Annotated in this window: 8 protein-coding genes; 4 read left to right on the top strand and 4 right to left on the bottom strand. The window is 69.6% G+C overall.

Annotation, left to right across the window (positions count from 1 at the left end; translation table 11 throughout):
• Positions 1-18: 18 nt before the first annotated feature.
• From OHT74_RS00740 to OHT74_RS00725, 4 genes are all read right to left on the bottom strand, one after another.
• Positions 19-2,745 carry a beta-L-arabinofuranosidase domain-containing protein gene (locus OHT74_RS00740; RefSeq protein WP_331746728.1) on the bottom strand — a complete coding sequence of 909 codons (2,727 nt, stop codon included), beginning with the start codon at positions 2,743-2,745 and terminating at the stop codon, positions 19-21.
• Between the two features lie 324 nt (positions 2,746-3,069).
• Complete coding sequence (locus OHT74_RS00735; protein WP_328618895.1) at positions 3,070-4,587, bottom strand: glycoside hydrolase family 43 protein; 1,518 nt, start codon at positions 4,585-4,587, stop codon at positions 3,070-3,072.
• Positions 4,584-6,803, bottom strand: a complete 2,220-nt coding sequence (locus tag OHT74_RS00730) for a beta-glucosidase (protein ID WP_443047237.1) — start codon at positions 6,801-6,803, stop codon at positions 4,584-4,586. Before OHT74_RS00730 ends, OHT74_RS00735 begins: the two co-directional genes overlap by 4 nt.
• 43 nt (positions 6,804-6,846) lie before the next feature.
• The gene (locus OHT74_RS00725; protein WP_266659515.1) at positions 6,847-7,860 is read right to left on the bottom strand and encodes a LacI family DNA-binding transcriptional regulator; all 1,014 of its coding nucleotides are present in this window, start codon (positions 7,858-7,860) and stop codon (positions 6,847-6,849) included.
• 229 nt (positions 7,861-8,089) lie between these two features.
• Here OHT74_RS00725 and OHT74_RS00720 point away from each other — a divergent pair, with 229 nt between their 5' ends.
• The 4 genes from OHT74_RS00720 to OHT74_RS00705 all read left to right on the top strand — a co-directional run bounded on the left by OHT74_RS00720 (position 8,090) and on the right by OHT74_RS00705 (position 12,631).
• The gene (locus OHT74_RS00720; protein ID WP_266659513.1) at positions 8,090-9,382 is read left to right on the top strand and encodes an extracellular solute-binding protein; all 1,293 of its coding nucleotides are present in this window, start codon (positions 8,090-8,092) and stop codon (positions 9,380-9,382) included.
• 4 nt (positions 9,383-9,386) lie between these two features.
• Complete coding sequence (locus OHT74_RS00715) at positions 9,387-10,367, top strand: carbohydrate ABC transporter permease (protein ID WP_405705747.1); 981 nt, start codon at positions 9,387-9,389, stop codon at positions 10,365-10,367.
• Positions 10,364-11,194 carry a carbohydrate ABC transporter permease gene (locus OHT74_RS00710; RefSeq protein WP_267002855.1) on the top strand — a complete coding sequence of 277 codons (831 nt, stop codon included), beginning with the start codon at positions 10,364-10,366 and terminating at the stop codon, positions 11,192-11,194. Before OHT74_RS00715 ends, OHT74_RS00710 begins: the two co-directional genes overlap by 4 nt.
• Before the next feature lie 189 nt (positions 11,195-11,383).
• The gene (locus OHT74_RS00705; RefSeq protein ID WP_443047236.1) at positions 11,384-12,631 is read left to right on the top strand and encodes a glycoside hydrolase family 30 protein; all 1,248 of its coding nucleotides are present in this window, start codon (positions 11,384-11,386) and stop codon (positions 12,629-12,631) included.
• Positions 12,632-12,657: the final 26 nt, after the last annotated feature.

Raw genomic sequence — 12,657 nt, 5'->3', positions numbered from 1 at the left:
TCAGCGGGGTCAACGGGGTCAGATGAATCGCCACAGGTGGTCGTTGGTGCCGTTGTCGTCCCAGAGGACGGCCTGTGCTCCCTGGCCGGTGGAGGCGCCCAAGACGCCGAGGACGCGGCCGCTGTTGGCGCACTGGATCTTGAAGGTGTCGCCGCCGCCGTGGCGCAGGCGCCACCGGTGGTCGGCGGTGCCGTTGTCCGCCCACTGGACGATCCGGGCGCCGTTGGCGGTGCCGCCGTTCTCCACGGCGAGGACCTTGCCGCTGTGGGAGTTGCGCAGGCGCAGGTGGCCGCCAGTGTCGACGACGGCCGTCCAGAGGTGGTCGGCGGTGCCGTTGTCGTCCCACTGGACGGCGAGGCCGCCGTCGGCGGTGGACATGTCCCGCACACCGAGTACCCGCCCGCTGGCGACGCTCTGGATGCGCCTGGCGCCGTCGGGGACGAACTGCCACTGGCTGGCGGAGGCTCCGGTGTCGGGCACCTGTACGGCCGCGGCGCCGTTGGCGGTGGCGCCGCCTTCGATGCCGAGCAGCTTGCCGGTGTGCACGTTTTGAAGCTTGTGGTAGCCGTTGCCGGCGTCGACGACGGTCCACCGGTGGTCGGGGGTGCCGGTGTCGGCCCATTGGAGGATCGGGGCGTTGTCGGCGGTGGACATGTCCTTCACGCCGAGGACCTTGCCGCTGTTGAGGTTGCGCAGCCGCAGTGCGGCGCCATCGACGAGAAGGAGCCAATTGTGGTCGGCGGTGCCGGAGTCGGCCCACTGCAGGGCGAGGCCCCCGTCGGCGGTGGACATGTCACGGATGCCGAGGACGAGTCCGCTGGCCGCGTTGACGAGACGGAAGCCGGGAGTGTCCGTCCGCCAGTAGACGGTGTAGTTGAAACCCTGGGCGTCGTGGAAGGGGGCGAGGCCGACCTTCGTCCCGTCGGCGGTGGCCGTGAAGGCGAGGGAGGTGCTGCTGGTTCGGGTGATCGAGGAGGCGTCCAGGGCCGGGAGGGAAGACAGTTTGGTGCTGCCGTAGTTGCCGGCGAGGACGGCGGGGCCGTAGGTGATCGCCGCGACACTGGGGCTGTCATTGGCGGCCTGGAGGGCCACGCGCATGGGCAGCTTCACGGTGACCGTATCGCCGGAGGCCCAGGACCGGGTGAGCGTGGCGTAGGTGCCCGGACTGGCCGTGACGCTCTGGGCGACGCCGTTGACGCTGAGGGTGGCGCCCGAAGTCCATCCGGGGATGCGGACGCGCATCGACCAGGTCCCGCCGACGCCGCCGGTGACCTTGAGCGTCGTGGTGTCGTCGGCCGGATAGGAGGTGGTCTGCGTGACGGTGATGCCTCGCTGGGTCCAGTCCAGGACGGAGGGAAGGAACAGGTTCACCGTGAGGGTGGTGCCGCCGTCGTGGAAGTAGACGGAGTCCATCAGCTTCGTGTTGGACTCGATGCCCGTTCCCTGGCAGCACCAGAACGTGTCGTAGTCGGTGCTCCAGGTGCCGCCGCCCCACGCCGGGCCCTTGCCGCGGCGGCCGCCCGGGTTGAGGGGGGTGAAGTAGGTGACGTGCCCGTGTGGGTCGGCCGGGTTCTGGGCGCCGATGACGTGGTTGAGCAGGGCCTTCTCGTAGAAGTCGAAGTACGACGCCCGGCCGGGGTCCAGCTGCCACAGTTCTCGGGTCAGCTTGAGCATGTTGTACGAGTTGCAGAGCTCGCAGGTGTCGGCGACGAGGAAGCCGGAGATGGCGTTCGGGGCCCGGAAGTGTTCCGCCTGGCTGTTGCCGCCGATGGCGTAGGTGTGCGAGGTGGTGCAGATCGTCCACGCGTTGGCGGCGATGTCGCGGTAGCGGGTCGTCCCGGTGGCCTTGTACTCGCGGACGGCTCCGATCCACTTGGGCACCTGCGTATTGGCGTGCAGACCGCCCAGTTGGTCCAGGTTCGCGGCGAGGGGGTCGAAGACCGCCGCGTGGTCGAACCGCTGGGCGGTGGTCAACCAGCGTGCGTCGCCGGTCTGTTGGTAGAGGTCGGCCAGTACCTCGTTCATGCCGCCGAACTCGACGCCCATCAACGACTGCATCGTGCTCCGGCTGAGCGCGGCGGTGCGCCGGTCGACCCAGTCGGCGAGCGCGAGGAGCACGTCACGAGCCTGCGTGTTGCCGATGAGGCGCCACACGTCGAGCAGACCGGCCATGGTCTTGTGGACGCAGTAGTACGGGACGTTCCCGTTCTTCAGCGTGCCTGCTTCGAGGTTGGTGAAGTCGGCCTCGGGGAAGCCCGACAGGTAGCCGGCGGAGAAGCCCGCCGTGGAGTTGTTGGCCTGGCACTTGGCGAGCTCGGCCACCATGCGGTCGGCCTTGTCGCGGCAGGTGGTGTCCCCGACCGCGGCGTAGGCCTGGGCCCATGCCGTGAGGAAGTGGCCCTGCACATGGGTGCGGAAGGGGAACGCCGGGTCGTCCCATCCTCCGGTGGGGGCCGCGGCGTTGGTGGAGAGCCGGTGGTTGGAGCGGAAGTTGTACAGCAGGCGGTCGACGTCGATGAAGCGGAGATAGGCCAGGGTGCGGTTCTGATTGTCGAGCCAGCGGCTGCTGGTGAGCCGGACCTGACCCAGGTCGAACGGGAACGCCGACACTCCGATGTCGGACCTGACCGGGGGTGTCTGCGCCGCCGCGGAGACGGTGTTCAGTACGGGGCCGACAGCTGCGGCTACGACCGCGACACCGGTCGCCTTGATCATGGAGCGGCGGCTGAAGGGCGGAACCGGCATGGCGAACTCCATGGTCCGTGGGGGATGAGGGTGCCGCGCACAAGGGCTGTCGGGCGTCGACAGGCGGCAGCGAGGTCAGTGCGGCAGCCGCCTGCTGCGCACGAGTGTTAACGCTCACAATTGACGTGTCAATACTTTCGACGGGCGGCGGCGACAAGGCCGTCCCGCACTCCGCACGCTGCTGGTCCGGGCAGTCGATCCGCTCCGGCGAGGTGCATCGCGGCCACGTACCCCGAGGTCAACGGGGTCGGCTGGGCGGGAGGTGGGGGTGCGAACGGGCAGGTGGCGGAGGCTGATTGCCACCTGCCCGCGGCATCGGCGGTGTCAGCGCCTGCCCGGCGGTTCCTGTGGGCTCGGGTAAGTGATGTCGAAACGTTTGAAGTGGGCTTGGTTGGTGGAGGGACGGCCGTTGGAGGTGGCGTAGAGGCCGAGCTGGACGCTGGTGAACAGCGGGGTGAGGAAAGTGGCTTCGACGGTGGTCAGGTCCTGCCAGGCTCCGCCGGGTGCCGCGTGGGCGAAGGTGTGGCTGAAACCGCGGATTCGGACCCCCAGGCGAATGGGGCCCGCAGGGACGCGAACGCCGGCCAGGACCTCGGCCCCGCGGCGGAGGCTGAGTCCTTCCGCGGTGCGGAGGAAGAGGAGATGGGTGTCGTCGTCCAAGACCACCGCGAAGCCGGCCTGTTCCTCCGGTGCGGTGGGGGTGAAGTGCAGCTCGGTGGAGACGTCGCAGTCGGGCTGCTCCTGGGGGCGGGCCAGGAGGGACGGGGTGGTGCGTTCGCCGAGGCGGTCGGGGCGGAGCTGGAGACGGAGCCCGTCGCCGGTGGTCCAGAACCGCTCCCGCGGCGTGCGCAGGATGCTCCAGTCCGCGCTGAGGGTGGCGAAGTCGTCGTGGACGGGGAGGCGGAGGTCCGTGTGGTCGACGGGGGAGAAGACCGGCCAGCCCGCGTCCCAGGTGATCCGGCTGAGGAAGGTCTCGCGGCCGAGGGCGGAGCCGGGGCGGACGCCCAGGAGGACGGCGCGCCAGTCGCCGTTCGGGGTCTGGACGAGGTCGGCGTGCCCGGTGCAGGTGACCGGACCTTTGGCGGGCGGTAGTACCGGATTGCCGGGGGCGCCCTTGTAGGGGCCGGTCACGCGGGCGGCGCGGGCGGCCACCACACGGTGCTCCACATCGGTGCCCCCCTCGGCGGTGACCAGGAGATAGGTGCCGCCGGTCTTGTAGAGGTGCGGGGCTTCCGACCATCGGGCGCCGGGGTGGCTCCCCGACCACAGGACGTGCTCGGGTCCCGTCAGCCGTCGTTCCCGGGGAAGGTACTCGCGCATCCAGATCTCGGTGCGGCCCGCGGCTTCGTCCACGACTCGTGCGGCCGTGAACCAGGCCCGGCCGTCGCCGTCGCCGTCGCCGCCCTCGTCCCTCTCGCCCTCCCCGTCCCCGTCGCCCTCGCCGTCGTCCGGCCCGTCGTCGAAGAACAGCGACGGGTCGAAGCCCTCGCCCTCCAACCAGTGGGGCTCCGACCACGGCCCCGCCGGGTCGGTCGCGGTGACGACGAAATGGCCCGGGCCGTCCATCAGCGTGCAGACGAGGTGGAAGACCCCGTCATGGTGCCGGATCGTCGGTGCGAACAGACCCCGGGAGGGCTCGCACCCGTCGAGGTCGAGCTGGGACGCCCGGTCGAGCGCGGAGCCGATGCGCCGCCAGTTCACGAGGTCGCGGCTGTGGAACACGGGAAGGCCCGGGAACCATTCGAAGCTGGACGTCACCAGGTAGTAGTCCGCTCCCACCCGGCAGACGGACGGGTCGGGCCGGAACCCGGGCAGCACGGGATCACCGAAGTATCCGGTCATGGAGCCGGGACGATCTCGACCGGCACGGACAGCACCCGGTCGTCCGCGGGGTGGCGTACGGGGCCCTCCAGAGTGAAGGAGCCGTGGAGCGGAAGATCGCCGCTGGACCGTCCGACGGCCACGCCGATCTCCCCGGGCTCCACCCTTCTGCGCAGGTCGAGCCCGGTGAAGGAGGTCCGGTCGGCATGGACCGAGAAGGTGATCCGCAAGGCGGCGCCCGGCCCCAGTTCGACCCTGGCGAATCCGGCGAGCCACCGCTGCGGCCGGACGACGGACGCCACGGGGTCGGAGAGGTACAGCTGGACCACTTCGGTCCCGGCCACCTCGCCGACGTTGCGTACGGTGAACGAAACGGCGACGGTCCCGTCCGTCGCGGCGACGGGATCCACGGAGAGCTCCGAGCAGGTGAAGCTGGTCCAGCTCAGCCCGTGGCCGAACGGGAACAGCGGGGTCGGGTCCACCGAGCTCCAGTCGGTGTGCCCGCCGAGCCTGGCGTGCAGGTAGGTGCCGGGCTGGCCGCCGACCTGGCGGGGGATGGAGACGGGCAGCCGCCCGGACGGTTCCGCGGCGCCGCTGATGATCCGGGCCAGTGCCGTCCCGCCCTCCTCGCCGGGGAAGAAGGCCTGTACCACGGCCGATGCGCGTTCGGCGAGCGTGCCGAGCGCGTAGGGCCGTCCGGAGACGAGGACCATGACGGTCGGCACCTGCGAGTCCAGCACGGCGGAGGCGAGTGCGGCCTGGTCGCCGGGCAGCTCGAGGGTCTCGGCGTCGCAGCCCTCTCCGGAGGTGCCCCGGCCGAACATGCCGGCCCGGTCCCCGAGCACGAGCAGGTTCACGTCCGGCTCCTCGTCGGTGACCGTGAACCCGGCAGCGGTGAGCGCCTCGCCGAGCGTCGGGATCTCCAGCCCGAGGTCGCCGGGGAGCGCGACGTGGTTGGGGAACGAATAGCAGCCGAGGAAGGACTGGGGGTCGTCGGCGTACGGCCCGCTGATCGCGACCCGGCACGGCCGCAGCGGCAGGATGCCGTCGTTGGCGAGCAGCACGGTGGACCGTTCGGCCAGGAGCCTGGCCAGTGCCCGGTTCTCCGGCGGGTCGAGGTCGATCGGCTCGGGCTTGACGGGTTCCCAGTCGGGGTCGAGCAGGCCGAGCTCGGCCTTCTGGAGCAGGACCCGTTCCGCGGCCCGGTCGATGAGCTCCTCGGGCACGCTTCCCGCCCGTACGAGTTCGGTCAGCGGCTCGCCGTAGCACCGGGCGGTGGGCAGCTCGACGTCGATTCCGGCGGTCAGCGCCAGCGCGCCGGCCGCGCCCCGCGATCCGGTGACGCCGTGCCGGGTCTCCAGGAAGGAGACGGCGTAGTAGTCGGCGACGACCACACCGCCGAACCCCAGCTCGCCCCTGAGCAGTTCGGTCAGCAGCTGTTCGTCGCCGGCCACCGGAACGCCGTCCACGTCGGTGTAACTGTTCATCACCGACCGGGCGCCCCCTTCGCGCAGTGCCCGTACGAAGGGCTCGACCAGTACGTCGGCGAACTCGCGCGGTCCCGAGGCGACGGGGGCCATGTTCCGGCCGCCGCGCGAGGCCGAGTACCCGGCGAAGTGCTTGAGCGTCGCCACGACCCCGGCGCCCTCCAGGCCCTGTACGTAGGCGGTGCCGATGGCTCCGACAAGATAGGGGTCCTCGCCGATGCACTCCTCGGTCCTGCCCCACCGGTAGTCGCGGACCACGTCGAGCACGGGAGCCAGCCCCTGGTGGACGCCGACCCGCCGCATCCCGGCGCCGATGGCGGCGGCCATCCGGCGCACGAGTCCGGGATCGAAGGAGGCGCCCCAGGCCAGTGGCCCGGGGAAGACCGTCGCTCCGAACGTCATGAACCCGGTCAGGCACTCCTCGTGAGCGACCGCCGGAATCCCGAACCGGCCGGCTTCGGTCACCTGCCGCTGGAGCGAGGCGAGCCGCTCCATCCCGGCTTCCGCGGTGATCGGCGCGGTTCCGAACACCCGGGTGAGCTGGCCGAGGCCGTGGGCGACGATGTCGTCGAGGCCGGGCGCCGACTCGCCGGAATCGTCCTCCATCGGCGCGACGGGTGCGCCCGGATCCGAGGGCAGCGCCCAGAAGCCGGCGAGCTGACCCGCCTTCTCCTCCAGCGTCATCCGTTTCAACAGATCGGCGACTCGTATGGAAACGGGCATGAGGGGGTCACGCCAGGGCTCGGGCAAGGAGTTCTCCTAGGGGGTGTCTTGTCGGTCAGGCCGGATCCGCCTAGGAACGGGGCGGGGCGGTGGAGAGCCGGACCTTGAGCTCGGTCGAGAGCTCCATCCGGGGGCTGACCAGGGGCTGGCCGTCCAGGAGCTGGAAGAGTGTGCGGGCGGCGAGCCGACCCATCTCCTCCAGCGGCTGACGCACCGTCGTCAGCGGCGGGGACAGCCATTCGCACATCGGCAGGTCGTCGAAGCCGACCACGCTGAGGTCCTGCGGGATGCTCAGTCCGACCTGCCGGGCGGCTTCGTAGACGCCCATCGCCTGCTGGTCGCTGCCGGCGAAGACGGCGGTCGGCGGCTCGGGGAGGGCGAGCAGTTCCCGGGCGCGCTGGAACCCGCCCTCGTGCCCGAAGTCGCCGAACCGGATCAGGTCGCGGTCGACCTCGATCCCGGCCCGCTCCAGCGCGGCGCGGTACCCGTCGATGCGGGCCTGGCTGCAGAGCATCTCCTTGCGCCCGCCGATCGCGGCGATCCGGCGGTGCCCCAGCTCCAGCAGGTGTTCCGTGGCGGCGAGGCCGCCCGCCCAGTTGGTCGCGCCGATGCTCGGGACACCGTTGCCCGGCAGGTCGATCGGGTCGATGACGACGAGTGCCACCCCGGCCTGTTCGACCTGGGCGCGCTGGGCCTGGGTGACCGAGGCGGTGACGAGGATGACGCCGTCGCTGTGGTGCAGGACCGGCAGTGCGGCCCAACTCGAAGGCGTGGCCTCGCCCGGCGGGACGAGCGATACGACGGTGCCGACGCTGCGCTGGGCGCACTCGGCTTCGACGCCGCGCAGTATCTCCACTGCCCACGCGCTGTCCAGGCCGCCGATGATCAGGTCGACCAGGCCGGACCTGCGGGCCCTGGCCTGCGCGCCGGGGTGGAGGTAGTTGTGGGAGCGCAGCAGGCTCTCGATCCGTTCGCGTGTCGCGGGTGCGACGTCGGAGCGGCCGTTGACCACCTTGGACACGGTGGCCTGGGAGACCCCCGCCTCAGCGGCGATGACGGCCAGGGTCGGGCGCTGCTCGCTCAATTCTCTCCTCCGCGCTGACGCCTTATGTGAGCGACATGTATCGCAAACTTTCGAAGAGTTTCCGGTCGGCGCGACCTGGTTGTCAAGCCATAAGTCGGCTGCTGCGGAAGGAAATTCGGTAAGAAGGCTTGACCGGGTGGCTTCGCGTTCCTAGTTTGTGGCAGCAGCAATTCGAGAATGTTACGAAACATTTTCGAAGCGAACCGGCATTCACCACCCCGGAGGTCCCATGGCCAGCACCACCCCGAGTCGACGAAGCTTCCTCGCGCTCTCGGGCCTGACCGCTCTGTCCGTCTCGCTCACCGCGGCCTGCGGCGGCGGTGGCTCCGGCTCGGGGTCGGCGGCCGACGGCAAGGTGACCTTCGCGTGGTGGAACATCGCCACGACGGAACCGGGCAAGTCCCTGTTCCCACAGATCTCCTCGGCGTTCACCGCCGCTCACCCGAACATCACCATCAAGACGACCTCGTTGGAGAACGAGGCGTTCAAGTCCAAGCTCACGGCCAACACTTCATCGGGCAAGCTCCCCGACGTCTTCCAGACCTGGGGCGGCGGCGTCCTGCGGCAGCAGATCGACGCGGGGCTGGTCGAGGACCTCACCGAGGCGCTCGGCTGGTCCTCCGAACTCACCCCGGTCTCGCTGCAGGCCTACCAGTTCGAGGGCCGGACCTACGGGGTGCCCTACGACGTCGGCATGGTCGGCTTCTGGTACAACAAGAAGCTCTTCGCCCAGGCCGGGATCACCGCTTCGCCGGCCACCTGGGCCGAGTTCCTCGAAGACGTCAAGAAGCTCAAGGCGGCGGGCGTCACTCCGATCGCCCTCGCGGGCAAGGAGAAGTGGCCGGGCCACTATTACTGGGCCTACCTCGCGATGCGCGTCGCGGGCCTCCCCGCGCTGCAGCAGGCCGCGACCACCAAGGACTTCACCGGCGCCGGCTTCGTCCAGGCGGGCACCCACCTCAAGGAACTGGTCGACCTCCAGCCTTTCCAGACGGGCTTCCTCGGCGCCGGGTACTCCACCCCCGGCGGCCAGGCCGCAACCATGGGCAACGGCAAGGCCGCCATGGAGCTGATGGGGCAGTGGGCGCCGTCGGTACAGAAGGACGCGGGCGCGGACCTCGGAGCGGACCTGGGCTTCTTCCCCTTCCCGACGGTCGACGGCGGCGTCGGCCAGGCCGCCGAGGTGTTCGGCGGTGGCAGCGGCTTCGCGTTGCGCAAGGGCGCCCCGAAGGAGGCGCTGGACTTCCTGAAGTTCTTCGTACTGGAGAACGAGTCCAAGCTGCTGGCCTCCAACGGCTACCTGCCGGTGGTCAAGGGCGCGGAGAGCCGGCTCACCGAGCCCAACAGAAAGGTGGTGGCCGACAGCCTGGTCAAGGCAACGGGCTTCCAGCTCTTCCTCGACCAGGCCTACCCGCCCGCGGTGGGTCAGGAGGTCAACGACAGCGTCGCCGACCTCATCGCGGGCAAGAAGACGCCCGAGCAGGTGACGAAGTCGATCACCGAGGCTGCGAAGGGTGCCTAGCTCCGTGTCCACCCTGACCGAGGAGCGGACGAAGGAAGCCGTGCCGGCGCACCCGCACGCCCGGCCGGCGCGCTCGCTCCTGCGCGGGTTGGGAAGCTGGGCGTCGGTCGCCTGGTTCCTCGTCCCGGCTCTGGTCCTCTTCCTCGTCTTCGTCCTTGCACCGATCGTCGTCGCCGTCTACACGGGCTTCTTCAAGTGGGGCGGGATCGGCCCCCTGGACGACTTCATCAGCCTCGAGAACTACGCCACGCTCTTCCGCGATCAGGTCTTCCTCGGCGATCTGAGGCGCGGGCTGTACCTGATCGCCCTTTCGATCACGGTGCAGTTGCCGTTCGCGCTGTTCACCGCGGTCCTGCTCAACCAACGGCTGCGCGGCCGGGCCGTCTACCGGATGCTGTTCTTCGCGCCGTACATCCTGTCCGAGGTGGTCACGGCGGTCCTCTTCACCATGATCTTCCTTCCCGGTGCCGGCATGGCCGACCATCTCGCAGGCGCCCTCGGCCTGGAGGGGCTGCAGGGGAAGTGGCTCGCGGATCCCTCGACGGTCATGCCGACCCTGTTCGTGGTCATGACCTGGAAGTACTTCGGCTTCCACATGATGCTTTTCCTCGCCGGCCTGCAGAGCATCCCGAACGAGGTCCTGGAGGCCGCCTCCATCGACGGCGCGGGCGCATGGCAGCGCTTCCGGCACGTGACGCTGCCGCTGCTCGGCCCGACGATCCGGATCAGCGCCTTCCTTTCGATCATCGGCGCCATCCAACTCTTCGACCTGGTGTGGGTCATGACGGCGGGCGGGCCCAACCACTCGTCCGAGACCATGGCGATCTCGATGTTCCAGTTCGGGTTCAAGCGCTACCAGGTCGGCTATGCCAGTGCGATCAGCGTGGTCCTGTTCGTGATCAGCCTGGTCTTCTCCCTCTTCTACCAGCGCTACGTGCTCCGCCGTGACCTGAGCGGGGCCGTCACCTCGGGAGGTGGCCGATGAACGCACGCAAGACGGCTCGAGGCCTGTCGCTGCACGCCGTGGTCTGGCTGATCGGCGCCTTCGTCGTCGTGCCGCTGGTCTACGCGGTGCTCTCCGGGTTCAAGAGCACCGGCGAGCTGACGACCAACCCGTTCGGGCTGCCCGAACACTGGAAGGCCGGCAACTACACAGGCATTCTCGGCGACGGAATGTTCTGGCGGCAGATCGCCAACAGTGCGGGCATCGCGATCGGCACGACCTTCTGCACGGTGGCGGCCTCCGCGATGGCGGCGTTCGTGCTGGCCCGCTACGCCTTCCGGGGCAGGGAGCTGTTCTACACGCTGTTCACGATCGGGCTCATGTTCCCGTTCGCCGTGGCCGTCCTGCCGTTGTTCCTGCTGCTGCGCAATTTCGACCTGCTCGACAACCCGCTCGGCGTGATCCTCCCGCAGGCGGCCTTCGGGCTCCCCATGACCATCATCATCCTGCGCAGCTTCTTCCGGACCATCCCAGCGGAGGTCGAGGAGGCGGCCATCATGGACGGCTGCGGCAAGTTCCGCTTCTTCTGGAAGATCCTGCTGCCGATGGCGCGTCCGGCGCTCGGCACGGTGTCGGTGCTGGCGATCGTAGCGAGCTGGAACAACTTCTTCCTGCCGCTGCTGGTGTTCAACGACCCGAAATGGCAGACCATCCCGGTCGGCGTCCAGCAGTTCCAGGGCCAGTACTCGACCGACTACGCGCTCGTCCTCGCCTACATCGTGCTCGCCATGGTCCCCGCCCTCGCGTTCTACGCCGTCGCCGAGCGGCAGTTGATCGGCGGCCTCACGGCGGGCGCCACCAAGGGCTGACCCGTCCCGCGCGACCTCCACCCCCGAGGAGACATTGTGAAACGTTTGATCGCACTGGCAGTCCCATTTTTGTTAGCGCTAACATCGCAGGCCGCGGCCGCCCCCGCCCCCTCGCCCGCGCCCGCCCCCGCGCGAACCGGCATCGACTTCCGCACAGCGCTCCAGCCCATCGACGGATTCGGCTTCTCGATGGCCTTCCAGAGGGCCGACCTGCTGCACGGCGCGCGCGGCCTCAGCCCGGCCAAGCAGCGCGAAGTGCTCGACCTGCTGCTCAGCAAGGACAAGGGCGCGGGCCTCTCGATCCTGCGCCTGGGCATCGGGTCGTCGACCGACAGGGTCTACGACCACATGCCGACGATCCTGCCGACCGATCCCGGCGGGCCGGACGCCACACCGAAGTACGTCTGGGACGGCCAGGACGGCGGCCAGGTCTGGCTCGCCAAGGAGGCCAAGGCCTACGGCGTCAAACGGTTCTACGCCGACGCCTGGAGCGCCCCGGCCTTCATGAAGACCAACAGCAGCGAGAACAACGGCGGTGAGCTGCTGCCCGAATGGCGCCAGGCCTACGCGAACTACCTCGTGCAGTACGCGAAGTTCTACCGTCAGGAAGGCATCGGGATCACCGACCTGGGGTTCACCAACGAGCCCGACTGGACGGCGACCTACGCCTCGATGCGGTTCACCCCGCAGCAGGCCGTCGACTTCCTCAAGGTGCTCGGGCCGACCGTCCGCGCGTCCGGACTGAAGACCGGGCTGGTCTGCTGCGACGCCGCGGGCTGGGACCGGCAGGTCGCCTACACCGAGGCCATCGAGGCTGACCCCGCCGCCGGCAAGTCCGTACGGACCGTCACCGGCCACCGCTACAGCGGTCCGACCGCGGTCCCGCAGCCGACCGACAAGCCCGTGTGGATGTCGGAATGGTCCCCGGACGGCGCCACCTGGAACGAGAACTGGGACGACGGCAGCGGCTACGACGGTCTCGCTGTCGGCGCCGACATCCAGAACACCCTGACCACCGGCAACGCCAGTGCCTACGTCTACTGGACCGGCGCGTCCCTCGGCGCGACCCGGGGGCTCATCCAGCTCGCCAACCCCGGTGACGACTACCGGGTGTCCAAGCGGTACTGGGCCCTGGCCGCCTTCAGCCGCTTCATCCGACCCGGCGCCGTCCGCGTACCAGTCACGAAGGCCGACCCGGCACTGCAGATCACGGCCTTCCGCAACGCCGACGGCAGCCGCGTGATCGAAATCCTCAACACCGCGACCACCGAAAGCTCCACCGAGTTCTCCCTTCGCGGCGGGCACGACCGGCACCCCGACGGCTACGTCACCGACGGGACCCGCTCGATCACCCCGGCCGACATCGTCTCCACGCACGGCACGACCCTCACGGCGAAGCTCGCTCCGCGCGCGCTGACCACGATCGTCCTCGACTGAACTGCACGCACCCCGAGGAGCAACCC

The organism is Streptomyces sp. NBC_00354, from assembly GCF_036106915.1.
In the GTDB taxonomy this organism is placed as follows: Bacteria; Actinomycetota; Actinomycetes; order Streptomycetales; family Streptomycetaceae; genus Streptomyces.
The sequence above is the reverse complement of the archived record's forward strand: the minus strand, read 5'-3'. Positions and strand labels throughout refer to the sequence as shown.